The organism is Clostridium swellfunianum (assembly GCF_023656515.1).
Lineage (GTDB): Bacteria > Bacillota > Clostridia > Clostridiales > Clostridiaceae > Clostridium_AT > Clostridium_AT swellfunianum.
This window is the reverse complement of the sequence record NZ_JAMOFV010000006.1, coordinates 2,928,372-2,947,513: the sequence shown is the minus strand read 5'-3', so window position 1 is coordinate 2,947,513 and position 19,142 is coordinate 2,928,372. Positions and strand designations below refer to the sequence as shown.

Genomic DNA, 19,142 nt, shown 5'->3' with positions numbered 1-19,142 from the left:
TTTCCTCCCTACTTAAAATTAAGCTTCTTTTCCACTCTAAACTGCACTAGTGTAATGCAGCCAACTATAAGGAATAAAATTATTGATGCAGCGCTTGCTGTACCATAGTTCCAGGATACGAAGGACTGATCATATATATAATTAGCCAGCATTTTCGTTGCCGTACCAGGTCCGCCGTCTGTAAGAACGAATATAAGATCAAATACTTTAAAGCTGTTTATTGTAAGCATCATAAATACAAAGAAATGGGCCGGGGTGAGCATCGGGAATGTAATACTCCAAAACTGTCTCCATTTTGATGCGCCGTCCATATCGCCTGCTTCATATAATTCGCACGGAATATCCTGCAATGCAGCTAAATATATAATCATAAAGTATCCTACATTTTTCCACACACTTACAATAATAACCGCCGGCAAAGCCCATGTTACACTGGCAAACCATCCTGGAGGGTTTTGAACCCCTATTAGGTGCAGGAAAGCATTTATAGGACCTCCATCTTTCATAAACATTGCGTTCCACACCGCACCCACAGCCACTATCGAAGCAACATAAGGAAAAAATACAGCACTACGGAAGAAGTTAACACCGCGTATTTTTTTATTTAGTAATACCGCTAAACCAAGTGCACCGGCCATACTTAGCAAAACTGAAAAAACCGTGTAAATACCAGTATGCCTCAGTGCCTCCCAGAATATACGGTCTTTAAAAATTGCAGTAAAGTTTGAAAAGCCTATAAACTGAATGGCATTAAAGCCGTCCCATTTGGCAAAACTAAGTACAAATGAAAATACCACAGGGATCATAATGAACAAACAAAAGCCAATAAAATTTGGCAAAATAAACGACATGCCAATGAGTGTATTCCTCGTATTGAGCGACAAACCTTTTTTGGTGGATTTGGCCGTTTGCATGTAAGTACCTCCTTTGAGTAACAACTTGTGCTTTTTATAAAATTCGGACAAACTTAGCAAGCTAAGTCTGCCCGAAACTAAATAGGGCTATTTTATTATTTCCCCTGCAATTGCTTGCTGCGGGCACCCATTTCTGCAATAACATCATCAAGTTTCTTTTGCCCAAGCATTATAAGCGAATGTTCTTCGTCAAGCATTTTGTTAACTTCAGCTACACGGTCTGCTATTGGACGGTCTGGGGTGATCTTTTTAACAGCAAGGGCGTCACCTAGACCTTGAGGCATACCACTCATATTAGCTATAGATTTAAGCGTTTCTGCATTAGCGCGGCCAGGAATAGCGCCTGCGTCAGCATAGATCTTTGCGCCTTCATCGCTTGTAGTGAATTTTACAAATTCCCACGCAGCAGCCTGCTTTTTAGATGCTTTATTTATAGAAAGAGGAGTTGCAGCACCAACTGTGTAGCCGGCAGGGACATCCTTACCATGAGGTAGTGTTGCTACGCCCCAGTTTACTTTACTTTCACCGCTTTTTATTTTTGAAGCTATAGTTGTCATAAACCAGGTACCCATAGGCATCATGCCCACTTTTCCTGTAAGGAAGGGACTTGAGTAATGAATCTGTCCTGTTTTAAGTGTTCCATAATCCATGATTGTCTTGTCCGTATTTTGCATACGTAAAGCCATCTCATAATACGGTTTAAAATAGCTGTAATCGGTGTCAAGAATAGTATGTTTGCCATCCTGTACGCCCCAGTTTTGTACACAGGCATTCCAGGTGTGAAGAAGTGCACCATACTTTTTATTAGCTCCTTCACCAGAAGTAATTTTCTTAGCAGTAGCTTCAAAATTCTCCCATGTCATATCGTTTGTTGGATAAGGAACTCTTGCGGCATCAAAAATATCTTTATTGTAATACAATACATAGTAATCGGTACGTGCAGGCAAACCTACTATCTGCCCACTTGGCATTTTAAAGTTTTCTGCAAGGCCATTATATGCCTTAAGATCAACTTTATCCTTTTCAATGTATGGAGTTAAATCGGCAAGCTGTCCTTTGTCAAAAAGTCCTTTAGTTGTATCCGCATCTTTTATCCAGAATGCGTCAAGATCGCTGCCGCCATTAAGCATGATATTAAGTTTCTGGGTATAATCGGCGCTTTGAATATCCATAAGATCAACCTTGATATTTGGATGAGCTTTCGTAAATGCATCGGCTACATTTTTAATTGATGGGTTTGCGCTTAAGTCCCATGTGGAGACTTTGATGGTTACGTTCTCAGAAGATGCAGACGAATTACCTGCTCCTTGAGTGGATGATGCAGTTTTGCCACAGGCAACAGCTGTTGATGCCATCATCACAGTGAGCGTTAATGCTATTAGTTTTTTCATAAAGCAATTTCCCCCTTTAAATTTAAGAGAAGAACTTGTTTCCTCCCTTATTATGATTTAATTCTATAATATCGATAATTTTAAGAAAATGTAAAATATCAATTTTCTGTAATACTTTTCAACTATATCTTAGCCATGAAATAATACTATTTTAATAACTATTACTTTTTAAAGCAGTCTTATAAGATGCATTGATAAAAGTTCACTTCTATCATATAATTTTTACATGTATTTTATTATATAAATGACTAATAACTATAGAGGTTAATTATGAATTTGCACAGCATTAAATTTAAAACTATTGCTAATACTATTTTGTGTGTTCTGCTAGTCGGTGTTATCAGCAATTGGCTGCAGTACAACTATTTTAACAATATAATTATTGAAAAAGCGAAAAAAATGGACCAGCTTAACCTTGATACTGTTAATAATCAAATACGTCAGCATATTTCCGATGTGTTTAATCTTGGAGTGCTGTGTGCAAACGATGACAGTATTTCATATGCCTCTGAATATACAAGCATCGAAACACTATCATCAAAGGAAGCCGCTCTACGGGCTCAAGAAAAGCTTACATTATATTTACGCTCCAGCGCGGCGGAACGTTATGCCGCCAAAATTGTGGTTTTTAATAACAGCGGACTATTGCTGCAGTCAAGCACCCATTATACGGGCACATTGTCGGATTTCAAATTAATCACTACTTCCCCTGCATTTATTAATTTTACAAATGCTTCAAATAATCAGCCATTTATCATATGCTTATCACAGTCTATTGTACACCCAAACCAGCAGGCACTTGTCTTTATTTCCAATATCAGTGGTCCGGGCGCAAAAAAGAACAATGCCTATATTTATGCTGAATTTGATATAGAAATTTTAAAAGATGTGCTTGAACCGTTTAGTGATTTACAAAATATATTTATATCATCAGCAAGCGGTAAAAATATATTAACCTTCGGCAATCATCCGCTCCCTTTTGAGGCAGACCTTTTAAAAGTGAAGAATGGTGATCATATACTTTATAATGGGCAAAATTACTTAATAAATTTGGTCCCCTTTGAAGATGCAGATTTGGTTTTATGCACTTATTCGAACATCACAGCATTATCTCGCACAGATGGAAATATGCTATATACTGTTATAGTTGTGGTTATCACTTGCATTTTGATTTCTATAGCAATTGCCATAATTCTATCGAACTATATCACAAGACCTATTAATCGCTTGATTTGCCGCATTCGCCGTATTTCAAACAATGACTTTTCATATGACCCTACAATCGAGCAGTCGCAGGATGAGATAGGGCAAATAGGCAAGGTGGTAAACAAAATGGCAATGAACATAGATCAGCTTATCAGCGAGACCAAAAGCATGTATGAGAAGCAGAAAAACATTGAAATATCGCTTTTGCAAAGCCAGGTTAATCCTCATTTTTTATACAACACCCTTGATTCACTGTACTGGATGGCTACTATACAAAAAAATATCGGTATCGCAAATATGACCCGAAGTCTTGTTAATCTTTTGAGAAATATTGCAAAAAGTACCCAGGACAAAATAACATTAGGCGAAGAAATACAGCTTCTTGAAGACTATATTGCAATTCAGTCTGTAAGATATGTTGAAGTCTTTGAATTTTTAAATGAAGTTCCTGAAGCTTTGCTTGAAATAAAAATTATAAAGCTCACACTTCAGCCACTGGTAGAAAATGCTATCTTTCACGGCATTGAGCCTACCGGAAAATACGGTATAATTAGGCTGAAGGCTCGAGAAGAGGATGGTGATATCCTCATAACAGTTGAAGATAATGGAGCCGGCATGACTCAGGAGCAATGCGATTCATTGCTTACAGATACTTCTTTGAAGAGTAATGGTTCCCTTAACGGCATAGGTGTGTCTAATGTCCATACTCGTTTGCAACTCACCTATGGTAATGGCTACGGTCTTTCAGTAGTAAGTGAAAGAGAGAAATATACATGCGTAACGGTGCGTATACCTAAAGAGGTGTAACTATGTATCAAATACTTATGGTTGACGATGAATCTATTATTTTGTCCGGAATCAAATTTTTAATTAACTGGGAGGAAAACAATTGCGTTATAGCTGGTACTGCGAGGAACGGCCAGGAAGCTCTGGAAAAAATCAACTCGCTTTCTCCCGATATTGTGTTTTGCGATATTAAAATGCCTGTTATTAATGGTATAGAGCTGTTGAAACACGTTTCTAGACAAAGGCCCGATATTGTTTTTATAATGCTCACAAATCTTGAAGATTTTGAACTTGCAAGGGATGCTTTGCGTCATCATGCATTCGATTACCTCTTAAAAAGTCAATTAGAGCCCGAAACTCTAAAAAATACTCTTATAAATGCATGTAATGAGCGCGAGAAGCGCACAAAACTGGCACAGGTTAACATGGTCGAAAGCCTTTTCAAAACCAACCGGAACCAATTGCTTAAGGATACATTTATGCGTATACTTCAAGCATCACAAAGCGATAATGCCTCTTCCGACATTGCTCAAATACTTGAGGATAATGGAGTACGAAACGGGTTTGGTGCGATTCAAATTCCATTTGATTTTTCTGCCGTATCCCAATATGAAACATTCTCCGATGATGAACGGTCAAGGCTTTTTGCATGGCAAACTGAAGTCTCTCAAAAGGTTGTAAAAAACTTTTTCGAATACAGCATAATAATTTTTCCCAACAAGTCCTGTACTAGTCTTCTGGTTTTCTGCTGGGATATGACTGCGGACGAATGGACGGAGAAATTACCAACTTTTACAACCCGCTTAATGAGTGCAAGTGCTAATATTACACAGGTTAAACCTATTGTACTCTCAACAGATTATTTTTCTAGCGTTTCAAAGTGGCCCGAATGCCAAATCCAGCTTTTAAAGCTAATGGATCACTATTATTTAACTGATTGCCTTGAAGGAAATGCATCAGATATCCCGAATACAGAATACCGTACTCTTTGTTTATCCGGCATTGCAGGACGTCTTGCTGCAGAGATACGTACAAAAAATATTGCAGGCTGCAACTATATACTTCAGAAAGCGATGAGCAATGTGCGCAAATTTCCGCATCAGCAAAGCCAGGCTTTATGGCTTTGCAATGATTTATACAACACTGCCTCAGATGCAATTAAAACTATTGCATCATATACAGAAATAAACTCTCCATTTTTTTACTCTGCATACAGTCATCGCGCAATTGACCATCTGACAACACGGTCTCAGGTATTGCAATGGCTTGAGATTTTACAAAACAATATCACAGCTACTTTAGAACAATTTTCCAGTGGCAAGTCGGAACTGATTGAAAAAGCACGGCAGTATGTACGGGACAATGTTGAGAAGCGTATTATGCTGCAGGACGTTGCTAATTATATTTGTATATCACCCGGATACCTTTCCGCATTGTTTAAAAAGCAATACAATCAGAATTTTGTTGAATATGTTAATTCAACAAAAATAGAACGTGCTTGTCAGCTAATTAAGGAAGACAAACTCATGATTTATGAAATATCTAACACGCTTGGCTTTGAAAATGCTTATTATTTTACAAAAGTATTTAAACGCCTAAAAGGCATGACCCCAACAGAATATCAACACAAAATGAAGGGTGGCTTTAAAGACAATGTGGAATAAACAACAAATACTAGCGGCACTTAAAGCTCAAGGTCAGCAGCTGCTTCAAACTGAGCTTATAGAATTTAGTAAAAAAAGCCATAGCCAGTTTACACTTGAACAACTATCAGCAATAGAAAAGCAGGCAAAAATTTATTTATCCCTGCCAATACCTCAGCTGACCTATTCAAAATTGCGCTTATACTGGGATACCGGAGACCGTGAATCATATCAAGCATTGTATTTTGAGAGGCGTGGACGTCTATTTGTATTTTCTGCTTTAACATGGCTAAACCCGCAAAATGAGGAATATAAAAACGCTCTTATTGAAATAATATGGGCAGTTTGCTCCGAACCATTCTGGGCTATGCCTGCACATTTTTTAGGAACAGATGACAAGGCTTTGCCGTTTGAGGAATATCCTACACAGCTGGATCTATTTGCATGTGAAACTGCATTTGCATTAGCGGAGACACTTGAACTTAATGAGCAGCTTTTACCTGAAATGGTGATTAAAATGGTAAAGCTTCAAATAAATAACCGAGTTTTTAATCCATTTTTACAAACCAATCATAAATACCGCTTTGAAAATATGAAAAACAACTGGAGCAGTGTTTGTGCCAGCGCCATCGGTGGAGCTGCACTTTATCTTATTGAGGATACAGATACTCTTGCAGAACTTTTGCACCGATGCCTTTTATGTGAAGAAGTATATCTTTCATCCTTTGGAAATGACGGAATCTGCACAGAAGGCGTTGATTACTGGACCTACGGATTTGGATTTTTCGTATGCTTTGCAGACCTTCTTAATAAACGTACCAACGGAGCACTCAATTATTTTAAGGATCATAAGGTTCAATCCATTGCGCGCTCCCAACAGCTTTTTTATATAAGCGGCAAATCCACCATCAGCTTTTCCGATGGCAGCGAGAACAGCCATTACCGTATTGGCTTATCCTTTTATTTGCAAAAACACATTGAGGATGTCGTATTGCCTCCGCAGAATTTTGCTGCGCCCATACTTGAGGATAAATGCTATCGCTTCTGCCTTGCATTGCGGGATCTTTTATGGGAAGGCCAGCCGCTTACAACCTTAAATGATAATTTTTCGGCATGGCTTAGCAATGCCCAGTGGTTTTTATCCAAAAAAGGCTCCATTACACTAGCAGCTAAAGCTGGCCATAATGGAGAAAGCCACAATCATAATGACTGCGGGTCCTTTATACTTTATAAAAATGGTGTCCAAGTTTTATGCGACCTTGGTTTCGGGCTTTATGACGCTGAGTATTTCAGCCCAAGGCGGTATGATATCTTTGTCAACCGCTCTTTCAGCCACAATATACCATTAATCGAAGACTGTGAACAACAGCCCGGAGCAGAACATAGCGCCGAAGTTTTGCTCACGAAGTTTGAAGATACTAAAAATATGTTTTACTGCGAGCTTAAATGCTGTTACGAAAATGAAAATCTTATCAGCTTCAAGCGTAAGCTAATCCATGAATTAAATACCGATAAGGTTATTGTAAATGATATATTTTCATTCAAACATCCTGGTATTATTACCGAAGTTTTTTGCTCCCGAGAGCCTATTTCCTTACAGGATGATTGTGCTATATTAAAGCGTTGTGGAGAGAAAATTGTTATACATTATGATAACAACCTATTCGATGCAAAAATAATACAGCAGGAGTATATTGATCATTATTCCCAAGAACAGTCAGCATGGCTTCTGCTACTTGAAATCCGCAATCCTCAAGCAGATATTTGCTGTTTCATTGAAATTGAATAGATATGTTAAATTGTGATAATCCCTAGAATAAAATAAGGAAGGACCGTATCTAAGTTTGTTTAATAAAATCTAGATACGGTCCTTCCTTATTTTATAACTGTGTTTTAGACTACTTTAATATCGTTATCTCTATTCTTCTATTCTTTTGCTTATTTGCTTCTGAATCATTAGGTGCCATTGGCCTGTACTCTCCATAGCCTGCAACTTCAAATTTATCAGCACTTATTCTTTGATCTTCTGGAAGCTCCTCTGTGAAATATCTTACTACACTTATCGCTCTATCAGCTGATAATTCCCAGTTGCTTCGGTATCTACTAGTTTTAATAGGTACATTATCCGTATGCCCTTCTACTTTTATGTTTTTATTATGGCTTCTAAGAACCTCACCTAACCTTTGAAGAGTATTCTTAGCATTTGCCTTTAATTCCGACTGTGCAACATCAAAAAGTATCTCATCCTTAAACCTTAAAAGTACTCCTGGACCTACTTTTTCAACTTTAACATCCTCTGTTAACCCTTTTGAATCAACTATTTCCTTAACCTTTGAATAAATATCATCCATTTCCTCTTGCACAGCTATAGCATTATATATATTAAGATCAGAAATAGAATCGCCAACACTATCCTTCATGCTTCCATTTTGCTGAGATACTCCCATGGAATTTAAGGATGCAGCTGCTTGCTTAAATTTCGCCATATCCATGATTGACATAGAGTACAGCAATATAAAAAAACAAAGCAGCAACGTTACAAGATCTCCATAAGTGGCAAGCCATTCGCTGCCTCCGCCTTCATCTTCATCTACATTATAATTATCTGCCATTCTATGTCCCTCCTCTATTACTCTTCTTCTTTCTTAGCAGCTTGTGCCTCCATCTGGCTTATGGTTTTTTCGTCCAAGAAAGAAAGCATTTTCTCTTTTAGTGTATTAGGATTTTCTCCAGCTTGAATACTTAGCAATCCTTCAATAATCATTTCCTTTTGATAAACTTCTTCAGAGGTTTTAGCTTTGAGCTTTTTAGACATTGGCATAAAAAGCATATTTGCCAAAAGAGATCCATAGAAGGTCGTAATTAGCGCAACCGACATCTGAGGACCTATTGAAGATGGATCTGATAACTGTTTTAACATGTTAACAAGACCAATTAACGTACCTATCATACCAAAGGCAGGCCCTAGAGCTGCTCCAGTATCAAACATGGCTCTGTTCTCACTATGTCTTGTAACAATTCCCTTTATCTTTAAAGATAAAACATTCTTAATCGTTTCAGGCTCAGCACCATCAACTATCATCATCATTCCTTTTCTTATGAAAGGATCAGGAATATTTTGAATTGTATCTTCTAGAGAAAGTAATCCTTCTTTTCTAGCTCTTGTTGCCCACTCTACCATACTAATAATTATTTCAACATCGCTTGATTTATTTTCTTTAAATACTTTTCCGAATAACTTTAAAAGCACTTTGGCATTTTTAGTCTTAGTAGTTATAAGAAGTGCGCCTATTGTTCCACCAATAGTTATAAATACCGACGGCAAATCAAAAAAAGTCATTATAGATCCACTTGAAAGTATTCCATATATAACGAATCCAAAAGCCAAGACCATACCTAAAATCGACATTAAATCCATTGTTTCTCCCCCTATGTATATAAACATGCAGCTATAGTTAAATTTCTATTTATTAATAACTATATCGTACAATCTAACATAATTCTTTAGCATTTTATCCACATTAAATATATTTTTCTAAGTGGTAAGTTATTCTATAGCAAAAAAGTCCAAGCAGTATTTTGATTACTACTCGGACTTTGATTATTTATATAAATCTACAGCTACAGCTTCCATAAGCTCTAAGCTGCTCTTAATATCTATTATTCTTTGATTGCTTGACCCTCTAAACTTAAGTTCTGAAGATTTTTTACTGTCCTCAAATTTACCATCCACAAGCACATCTACATATTGAAGCAGTTCATCCCAGCCTTTTCTCTCATTCTTGTGTTTTAAAATGTATTCAAGAGTGTACCCTGTATAGCACCAAACATTAAGACCAAATTTTTTAATTTCTTTAGCAATATAAGCAAACTTGTCTGCCTGTTCCCAAGGTTCTCCACCGCTAAAGGTAACTCCTCGAAGCATTGGATTTTTTCTTATATCTTCAATTATTTCATCCATATTGATTAAAGTTCCATCAGTATAAGAGTGAGTATGCGGACTAAAGCAGCCCTGGCAATTATGAGGACAACCCTGAGCAAACAAAACTCTTCTTATGCCAGCTCCATTAACAAGGCTTTCTGGAAGTATAGCAGCTAATCTAATTTTATTGTTTTCCTGCATAAGATTCCTCCTCTCACTCAAATAATTGTTCTTTAAATATCTAGTTTGAATACACATTAACATGACTGTCGGTATGTGCTTTTCTATCTGCTCTTTCAGCATACTTTCCAGCTCCAAACCTCTCATCAAGACTTAAGTATCCAGTTATTCTTGAAACTCCCTGAATATTATGGCTTCCACATTTGCTGCATTTATGACTCGCACCATTTAAATAGGTTCCACAGTCCTTGCAATACTTTATATGAAAATTTATGCCAATGTAACTTATGTTTGTATTTTTATAAGCATAATCTAGTATATCCATTATTATATTTTCATCTGGATAATCATCTAGCTCTATATAACTTATATGTCCTGCATTACAAAGCTTGTGATATGGAGCTTCAATATCTATTTTATCTTTTATTGATACTGTGAAACCAACAGGAACATGATAACTGTTTGTATAGTATTCCTTATCAGTTACTCCTTTTATTTCCCCAAATATCTTCTTATCTTGAAGAATAAACCTTCCACTCAAACCTTCTGCTGGTGTAGCATAAGTACTCCAATTAAGTTTCGTTTCCTGCGTTATCTTATCCGTATAATTCCTCATATGAGTAACTATTTTTAAACCTAACTCTCCCGCCGCTTCGTCTTCTCCATGATGTTTGCCAACTAAAGCTGATAAGGTTTCTGCTAGACCAATAAACCCAATTCCCCAGGTTCCGTTTCTAAGTATTGGCTCTATTGAATCCTCTGGGCTTAGCCCCTCTGAGCCTCTCATAAGCCCTTGTCCTGCAACAAACGGCAAATCTTTTATTCTTAGCCTTTTTAAAACATTATATCTATGAAGCAAAGCCTCTTTTGCAAGCTCTAGTTTAGCATCTAAAAGAGAGAAAAATTTATCTACATCACCTTTAGCAAGTATGCCTATTCTAGGCAGATTTAATGTGGTTGGAGCAATATTTCCTCTTCCTTTAGTACCAGGCTCACCATTGATATTTGACATTATATATGTTCTGCAGCCCATTGTAGCAGGCATATATCCTTTTTCATAATAGTCCTTATTAAAGTCTGAATCTATATTCATAAAGGTTGGGTTCATCCTTTTTGCCGCAACTCTGCAAGCTAATTTATATAGATAATGGTAAGGATCCTTAGGCTCCCTATTTATTCCTTCCTTTACTCTAAAAATTATGTTAGGAAATATTGGCTGCTCTCCCTTTCCAAGGCCTTTCTCATATTCTAGAAGGAATATTTCGCATACTAAAGCAGCATCTTTATCATATGGTATTCCTAAATTAATGGAAGAAAACGGAACCTGACTTCCAGCTCTGGAATGCATAGTATTAAGGTTGTACACTATTCCCTGCATAGCTTGATGAATAGTTTTAATAAGCTTCTTCTCAACAGCTTCCTCAAGTTTTTTGCCTTCAAGACCAAGCTCTACTAACTCAGCTCTTACCTCCTGCCTAGTCGGCTCAACAAACACTCCCATATCATTATCAAAATCAGGATGTGACTGTCCTCCAAACATATCATTTTGAGTTGATTGCAGAAGAATACATGATAATTCTGCCGCGGACTCAATTCTTCTTGGTGTATTTATAGTTCCGTAGCCAGTATTGAAGCCTCTTTCCAATACTTCCTTTGTGGGTATATGTAAACAGTTTGTTGTCAAATTATATGAATCAAGATCATGATAGTAAATGTCTCCATTTTCATGAGCCTTTGCCAAGTGCTTAGGCATCATTGCAAGATTATGCCATTTATTTGACTCGCTTGCTATTCTCAAAAGCTTTGAACTGAAGTTATTGCCAACATTTGCATTATCTCTGTCAGTTTCCACTCCTATTTGTTCTATAGCTCTCATCAAATCTGATTTAATTTCTCTTACTTTATTTCTTTCTTTTCTATAATTTGAATATGTATTTTTTAATATCTTATAATCATTTTGCAGCAGCACATCTTCAACGATATTTTGAACATGTTCAACAGCTATCTCTTCTTTGTCTAAGTCCTCTAATTTTTTAATTACCTTTTGAGTTAGCTCTACAGCTTCACTTTCCTTTAGGCTGTAAGCAATTTCATCAGCAGCTCCTTTGATAGCGTTAGTTATTTTGACTGAATTGAACTCAGCCTTTCTGCCATCCCTCTTCACAACATGTAGCATTCTCATTCCTCCCCAGGCACCATATCTTGTAACTTGCTTATTATACCTTTTTAAAATTTTTATAGCAATTTTTAAATTTATCATTTCATTTATTTATAACTAACTACATTAATTTACCTTCTATTTTGATTAGTTTTTAATGCCACAGGACAGTTGCGAGGAGTAGAAAAAGCTATCTACTAATTTTATTTAATCATAAATTCACACTTAATGAATATAAATTAATATATTGCAGTAATCATGCTGTTTTTTAATGGGAGATGATATCGTGAATCGTAAAGTAATATTGTTTTCTGCGCTAATAATAATTATTAGTATTTTATCTGGCTGCAGAAAAGAAAAAACCATAGAGACAATGGTACCTATTTCTCCAAGTACTGGTATTGAAATAAATAAACCTTCTAAGGAGGAGCCTAAAACTCCTGAAAAAAAACCTTTGGAATTCTTCGCGCCTTATACTGGGGAAAAAGTGGACGAGAAAAAGTCTAAAAATATCCCCTTTATGGCTATAATTGAAAATTCTAAGGATGCACGTCCACAATCTGGCCTTAATGATGCAGATATAGTTTATGAAACCATGGCTGAAGGTGGAATCCCTAGATTTATAGCCTTATTTCAAAAAAACTCTCCAGCTAAAATTGGTCCAATTAGAAGTGCACGACCTTATTTTATAAACATATCAAAAGAGTACAATATTCCATTTGCGCACTGTGGCTATAGTACAGAGGCAAAGGAGATGATAGAAAAAGAAAAACTTATGTCTATGAATGAGTTTTTTCTTACAGGCTTTTATTGGAGAGATAGAGAAAGAAAAGCCCCTCACAATCTTTATACCTCTGCTGAAAAATTGAGAAGTGCAGCAGTTTCGAGAGGATTTGTTAAGATACCAAAGCTTCCATTAAAATTTAATAAAGAGTTTTGGACTAGCGAAAATCATTCAAATGCACAAGATATAGATTTAAAGTTTAATAAATATTATTCTACCAGCTATAATTACACAAACGGCAAATACTATAAATCTATTAATAATGATGCTTTTTCCAACAAGGAAGATAGTAAAGCTGTAGCCATAACCAATGTAGTAGTTCAAATCACAAGCATTACTCTTCAGTCCGACAAGCAGCACCTTGATATAGACCTTGTAGGCGAAGGAGCAGGATATGTGTTCAGCAATGGAAAATATACAAAAATGAAATGGAGTAAAAAAAATATTAACTCTGCCACAATTCTAAAGGATGAAAATGGCCTAGATATTCCATTAAGCCCCGGTAATACTTGGTGGCACATCATAGACAAAAGCAATACAGTACAAATAAAGTGATTGTAAAAAACCAGAGGTACAGCATTAACCTCTGGTTTTTTACTACTATTCATTACTTACAGCTTGTCAGTTAGTTATATAACTGTATTTATGTATTCTTATATTTATAAATTGTTATATTGTTATATTTTTAAGAATCATAAAACTATATGGTTTTAATTTTATTTTTGTATCCAACCTAAGCTTCTCCTTTGTAAATACTTCAACTGCTTTTTTATTTGCTAAAGCTTCAGGAAGCACAAAGTCTAAATTACTCTCAGAATTATTTACTATAAACGTTACTTCCCCTTTTCTAAACGCTATAGTTCCTGTTTCTGAATCGGCTTCTATCCATTGTAAGGCGGTTAATCTAAACTCTGGATTCTCTTTTCTTAGCTGAAGCAGTGTCTTTACATGCTTAAACATATCTCTGTCCTGCTTTTCCTCTTCCCAAACCATGCAGCCTCTATTTGATTTTTCTTCTCCAATACCGCTGTCCATACCAATTTCGTCTCCGTAGTAAATGCAGGGGGATCCTGGTTGGGTAAGCATAAACAAGTATGCAAGCTTAACTTTATCTTTATTTCCATTTGCTATTGATAAAATTCTTGTAGTGTCATGGCTGTCTAATAAATTAAAGTTCACTTCATTAACCTGTCTTGAGTAGCTTACTAAAGTTTCATTTACCATATGCTTAAACTCTTCTGCGTTAAGCTTATCTTCGCAGAAGAATCCATTTATTGCATCTGTAAGAGGATAGTTCATAACTGCATCAAATTGGTCCCCCATAAGCCATGGAAGTGAATTGTGCCATATTTCACCTAGTATATATAAATCTGACTTAACGCTTCTTAATTCTTTTCTAAATTCCCTCCAGAAGGCATGATCTACTTCATTTGCAACATCAATTCTCCAAGCATCTATATCAAACTCTCTAACCCAATATTTTCCTGACTCAAGAAGATATTTTTTAACTTCAGGATTTTCTGTATTAAGCTTAGGCATTGTTGGAACTGTACCAAAGGTTTCATAATTAAGCCTTTTGCCATCTATATTCTCAGTCATTAAACCTTCTTTAACAGGGAACTTTTTAATACAGAACCAATCCTTATATCTTGATTTATGCTCATGCTCTAAAACATCCTGCCATGGTTTAAAGAAAAATCCTGAGTGATTAAATACAGCATCAAGCATTATTTTAATGCCTCTTTTGTGAGCTTCTTCAACTAACTTTTTAAAGGTATCTTTACTTCCAAGCCTAGGGTCGATCTCCATATAATCAATAGTATCGTATCTATGATTTGATTTAGCTGTAAATATAGGACAAAAGTATATGCCGTTAACCCCTAAAACTTTTAAGTAATCTAGTTTATCGATAACGCCTTGAAGATCTCCTCCCATAAAACCTGATTGTGTTGGTTCCTCTCCCCACGTTTCAAGTTCCCCCTTAGAAATAGACCTGTCACCTATAGCAAATCTATCAGGGAAAATTTGATACCATACAGTATCCCTTGCCCAAGCTGGAGTATTGGCAACATCTATTCCATTTAAATATGGAAAATTAAAGAATATACCTGGATTTGAAAGCTGTTTTTCATTTTTCTTTAGTCCTTCCTTCGATAAATCAAATATTCCTCTCTCAGTATATAAAAGTCTCTCATTTGAATTCTCTATTATAAAGGCATATCTAGTTCTCTTATACTTAGGTTTATACTCTGTAAACCAATAGTCAAATAATTCTGTTTCAACCTCCTTTTTCATCTCAATATTTTCAGCACTAGACCAATTAGAACCTGCTGCATTTAGGTTTCCGCCATTGGCTCCTCCCTGTTCCCATACGTATTGATCTCCTGCTCTTAAAATTACACTGTCAACTTCGCCTTTCTTAGTTCTAACCCTAATGTGTAAGGTGTCTTTGTCGTATCCATAGCTGTAATTGCTCTTAGGAATATGCAATATTGCTTCTTTTGTAATTACTCTTTGCTTGCTCATAGCTAAATCTCCTGTTCTCTTAATAAGCTTAATATATGTTATAATTATAGCAACTGTCTTCTTTTTCATTTGTATATTTTTCTTAAAACATGTATATATACTATGCAACTTTACAAAATACTATAATAGAGGTGAATCATAATGTATGACACTTTCGAATCCGACAGCTATCTTTTTAATAACGATATCTTCTTTCTAGTAGAAGCAAGATTAAAAGAAGATATACTTCAACTTACAAGAGAAAAGCATGTAAGAGAAATTGAGGACGACCTATCTGTTGTAGATAAGAGAAATGATTTGCTGATATGGAATGCAATTTATATAAGGGAAATAATAAAAAGCGGCATTTCAAAAAAATATCTTCATCCTTCTTACAATAAGTTTTATAAATCCGCTCAAGTCTCAAACGACCTAAAGGAATTACAAAGCCTTGAACTTAAGATGATTGAAGCTCATCTGGATATCCTTATAAATGACGTTCAAATAACAGACAACTATATTATAAACAGGATATTAAATTACCTTCATATAAATATTGAAAGTCATGTATCTCTAGAAAAACTATCCAAAGATTTAAGCATCTCCATGGGTTATGCTTCTGATATATTTAAAAAGCACATGGGCATTTCTGTGATGCTGTATTCAAAAAGACTTAAAATAGAACGGGCTAAGACTCTTCTATTAAACACAGACAAAAGCATCTTAGATATAGGCATTCTGCTTGGATTTTATGATCAAAGCCATTTTAGCCGAACCTTTAAATCTATAGCTGGAGTTTCTCCAACGGAATATAGAAATAAAAAAGCTGAGAATTAACCCAGCTTAGCTTTTAGTCTTTATGAATTCACTCGGACTATATCCGTAATACTTTTTAAAAGTCTGAGAAAAATATCTGTAGTCTGGATAGCCAACTCTTTTAGCTATATCATTTATCTTTATACTAGGATCTTTTAAAAGCTCCATGGCTTTTTTCATACGAAGCCTGGTAATGTACTCGACAAAGCTTATACCTTTAACTTTCTTTAGTTTCCTGCTTAGGTAACTCTCACTTAAATAAACCTCTTTAGCTACATCACTTAAGGAAATATCTTCGCAAAAATGCTCTTTAATAAAATCTATTGCTTTGTAGATGCTAGTATCATTGGCCTCAAGAGCTGCTTCTTTTACAGCCTCTATAATATTCAATAAAACCTTATAAACCCAGTTGTAAGCCTCGTTTAAATTTGAGGTTTCTGCTGCTCTTTCATAAACATCCAAACTCTCTAATCTTGCATCTTCAACTGATATATTATACTCTGACAAAGTATTTAAGGATTTTAACACTATATCAATGCTTACTTGCTTAATAATATCATAGTTCTCTTTATTTAGAATATTAAAGTATATCTTTCTAAGTAGTTTCTCCATTTTAACTTTATCATAAGCTTGAATAGTTAACAGAAGTTCTTTTTCTTCCTTTAATATCTGAGAAATTCTAATTACTTCTTCCCGTTTGATCAGTATATTATTCTTAATTGACTTTCTGCAGCGCTCAGCAGCTATTTTGAGCGCTTCCAAAAACTCGCTTTCATCTATAGGCTTTAATATAAAATCAATGGCGCTCAGTTTTATGGCTGCTTTGGCATATTCAAATTCATCAAAGCCCGTTATTATAATGAATTTACACTCTGGCAATAACTTTCTTATTTCTTTTGCCATTTCTATTCCGTTCATCTGAGGCATGCTTATGTCCGTAACTATTATGTCAGGTTTTAGCCTCTTAGCCTCCTCAACACCTTCGAATCCATCTTTAGCTTCTCCGCACACAACGCAGCCGTAATCCTCCCAAGGTATTGTCTTCTTCATTCCTTCTCGTGCAAAATATTCATCATCAACTATTAAAACTTTAATCAACTTTTCTCATCCCCTCTATCAGGAATAATAAGCTTAACTATTGTAAGTTCATCCTTTGTATCTATGGAGACTCCGTAACCTTCACCATAATGCAGCTTAATTCTACTGTCTACATTTTCAAGCCCTATGCCTTCTCCCTTCGTTGCACTGTTGCCTATTCCTACACCATCATCAATAATTTCAAAGCATAGGTCGTCTTTCAGTTTATAGCCTTTAATCCATAAGCTTCCACAATCCCTTTTTTGCTCCAAACCATGGATAATAGCGTTTTCTACAAGAGGCTGAAGTAAAAGCTTAAGAATATTTTTATTATAAATATCCTCCTCGATTTCTACCGAAACGCTGATTTTGTCGCCATATCTTATCTTTTGTATAGTTAGATAATTATTTATTTGCTCAATATCTTCTTTAACTGTGACTATATCTCCCTTACTGCTTATGCTGTATCTTAAAAACTTACCAAGAGCAGTAACCATAAGTATAGCCCCTTGCTTATTTTCAAGCTTAGCCATCCACTTTATAGATTCTAAAGCATTGTATAAAAAGTGAGGATTTACCTGGGCTTTTAATGCTTTAAATTCTGCCTCCTTCAGCAGATACTGCTTCACATAAACCTCTTCAATAAGCCTGTTTATTTCTCTTACCATGTTGTTAAAACTGTGACCTAGCTTTCCTATTTCATCCTCAGTATTCATATCAAAGTTAACTCCTAGCTCACCTTCTTCTACCCTTTTCATAAGCTCGGAGAGCTTGTTTACTGGACGTGAGATATTCCTTGACAGCACTAAAGATGCAGCTATTGCAAGCATTCCAAATAGAGCAATTAATACTATAAAGGTTCTAACTATAAAAACTCTGTCTTTATACATTGCACTAATAGGCACAGTTTCAACTAGCTTAAAGCCAGTATCTTTCAAGGTTGTAAAGTAAGCTATGGATTTTTCTCCATTGATAGTACATTTAAAGCTACCATTTTCACTGTCTAAAACCTTCTCCAAATATTCATTGTAAAATTTAAATCCTGTCTTATTCTTATATAGTTTATCTGTAATTATATTCCCCTTATTATCTAAAACATAAATATTATTCTCTTTATATACCTTTACACTTTTAAAGATATCATTAAAATAATCATCGTAAACGTCAAGTACTACATATCCTGTCTTATCGCCTTCCTTAAGACTTCTAGCCTGCTGACCTATAGATAAGACTATATCCTTTCTTTCTTTACCGTCTACTCTTCTATGGATATATAAAAGCTCTTTATTTTCTCTTTCATCAATCTGTTTAAATATATCTGACTTTAAATCCGAGTATATTGGCGGGAAGTAATCTGTGGTAGTAAATCTGCTGTATTTATTCATCCCTGCAATGTATATAGGGACATCCAGCCTCTGAGTTGCCAGTACACTGCTGGTAATCTTGTATATCTTTTGAACATCTCCGAATTTTTCATCATAGCTTTTATACTCTTTTTTTCTTAGAACAATCTGCACATCTTCATTGGTTGAGATATACGAGGTTATACTTATAAGTGTTCCCATTGAAGAATCAACTAGCTTTCCCATAACTTCTAGATTTTCCTTAACCGAAGAGTTAACTTTTTCATTTATGAGCCTTGAGGTATCATAATAAGAAAAGCTGCCCATAAGAAGAAGCGGAATAATTCCTACCAAAATGAAAGCCCTAAAAAGCCTGTTTCTAAACAGACCCTTTTTTAATATATTCATGCTGCAGCT

The 19,142-nt window shown here is 35.6% G+C and carries 14 protein-coding genes; 5 read left to right on the top strand and 9 right to left on the bottom strand.

Features of this window, described 5'->3' with window-relative positions; all coding sequences use genetic code 11:
• Positions 1-8: 8 nt before the first annotated feature.
• Together NBE98_RS14165 and NBE98_RS14160 are read right to left on the bottom strand one after the other, a co-directional pair.
• Complete coding sequence (locus NBE98_RS14165; RefSeq protein WP_250815633.1) at positions 9-914, bottom strand: carbohydrate ABC transporter permease; 906 nt, start codon at positions 912-914, stop codon at positions 9-11.
• A 95-nt stretch (positions 915-1,009) separates the two neighbouring features.
• On the bottom strand, positions 1,010-2,305 hold the full coding sequence (locus NBE98_RS14160) for an ABC transporter substrate-binding protein (RefSeq protein ID WP_250815632.1): 1,296 nt from the start codon (positions 2,303-2,305) through the stop codon (positions 1,010-1,012).
• Positions 2,306-2,575: 270 nt separating this feature from the next.
• Between NBE98_RS14160 and NBE98_RS14155 the strand changes: the two genes are divergently transcribed.
• Genes NBE98_RS14155 through NBE98_RS14145 form a run of 3 tightly spaced genes read left to right on the top strand, consistent with a single transcriptional unit; the run spans position 2,576 to position 7,729 of the window.
• The gene (locus NBE98_RS14155; RefSeq protein ID WP_250815631.1) at positions 2,576-4,318 is read left to right on the top strand and encodes a sensor histidine kinase; all 1,743 of its coding nucleotides are present in this window, start codon (positions 2,576-2,578) and stop codon (positions 4,316-4,318) included.
• 2 nt (positions 4,319-4,320) lie between these two features.
• Positions 4,321-5,961: a response regulator transcription factor gene (locus tag NBE98_RS14150; protein WP_250815630.1), complete on the top strand. Its 1,641-nt coding sequence runs from the start codon at positions 4,321-4,323 to the stop codon at positions 5,959-5,961.
• A complete protein-coding gene (locus tag NBE98_RS14145) occupies positions 5,951-7,729 on the top strand; it encodes a heparinase II/III domain-containing protein (RefSeq protein ID WP_250815629.1) in 1,779 nt (592 codons plus the stop codon). Before NBE98_RS14150 ends, NBE98_RS14145 begins: the two co-directional genes overlap by 11 nt.
• A gap of 109 nt (positions 7,730-7,838) precedes the next feature.
• Here the strand turns inward: NBE98_RS14145 and NBE98_RS14140 are convergent, their stop codons facing one another.
• The 4 genes from NBE98_RS14140 to nrdD all read right to left on the bottom strand — a co-directional run bounded on the left by NBE98_RS14140 (position 7,839) and on the right by nrdD (position 12,218).
• Complete coding sequence (locus NBE98_RS14140; RefSeq protein ID WP_250815628.1) at positions 7,839-8,552, bottom strand: OmpA/MotB family protein; 714 nt, start codon at positions 8,550-8,552, stop codon at positions 7,839-7,841.
• 17 nt (positions 8,553-8,569) lie between these two features.
• Complete coding sequence (locus NBE98_RS14135) at positions 8,570-9,358, bottom strand: motility protein A (RefSeq protein WP_250815627.1); 789 nt, start codon at positions 9,356-9,358, stop codon at positions 8,570-8,572.
• A 183-nt stretch (positions 9,359-9,541) separates the two neighbouring features.
• Entirely contained in the window at positions 9,542-10,063 is a 522-nt protein-coding gene (gene nrdG, locus NBE98_RS14130; RefSeq protein ID WP_250815626.1) for an anaerobic ribonucleoside-triphosphate reductase activating protein, read from the bottom strand.
• A 40-nt stretch (positions 10,064-10,103) separates the two neighbouring features.
• A complete protein-coding gene (gene nrdD / locus NBE98_RS14125; RefSeq protein ID WP_250815625.1) occupies positions 10,104-12,218 on the bottom strand; it encodes an anaerobic ribonucleoside-triphosphate reductase in 2,115 nt (704 codons plus the stop codon).
• Positions 12,219-12,486: 268 nt separating this feature from the next.
• On the opposite strand from nrdD, the gene NBE98_RS14120 reads away from it, so the two are divergent.
• Positions 12,487-13,539 carry a DUF3048 domain-containing protein gene (locus NBE98_RS14120; protein WP_250815624.1) on the top strand — a complete coding sequence of 351 codons (1,053 nt, stop codon included), beginning with the start codon at positions 12,487-12,489 and terminating at the stop codon, positions 13,537-13,539.
• 114 nt (positions 13,540-13,653) lie between these two features.
• Here the strand turns inward: NBE98_RS14120 and NBE98_RS14115 are convergent, their stop codons facing one another.
• Positions 13,654-15,510: a glycoside hydrolase family 13 protein gene (locus tag NBE98_RS14115; RefSeq protein ID WP_250815622.1), complete on the bottom strand. Its 1,857-nt coding sequence runs from the start codon at positions 15,508-15,510 to the stop codon at positions 13,654-13,656.
• Positions 15,511-15,651: 141 nt separating this feature from the next.
• Here NBE98_RS14115 and NBE98_RS14110 point away from each other — a divergent pair, with 141 nt between their 5' ends.
• Positions 15,652-16,326, top strand: coding sequence for a helix-turn-helix domain-containing protein (locus tag NBE98_RS14110; RefSeq protein WP_250815621.1), 675 nt, complete (start codon positions 15,652-15,654; stop codon positions 16,324-16,326).
• A gap of 6 nt (positions 16,327-16,332) precedes the next feature.
• Here the strand turns inward: NBE98_RS14110 and NBE98_RS14105 are convergent, their stop codons facing one another.
• Positions 16,333-17,403: a response regulator transcription factor gene (locus NBE98_RS14105; RefSeq protein ID WP_250815620.1), complete on the bottom strand. Its 1,071-nt coding sequence runs from the start codon at positions 17,401-17,403 to the stop codon at positions 16,333-16,335.
• The gene (locus NBE98_RS14100; RefSeq protein ID WP_250815619.1) at positions 17,400-19,133 is read right to left on the bottom strand and encodes a sensor histidine kinase; all 1,734 of its coding nucleotides are present in this window, start codon (positions 19,131-19,133) and stop codon (positions 17,400-17,402) included. The genes NBE98_RS14105 and NBE98_RS14100 overlap by 4 nt, the downstream gene beginning before the upstream one ends.
• Positions 19,134-19,142: the final 9 nt, after the last annotated feature.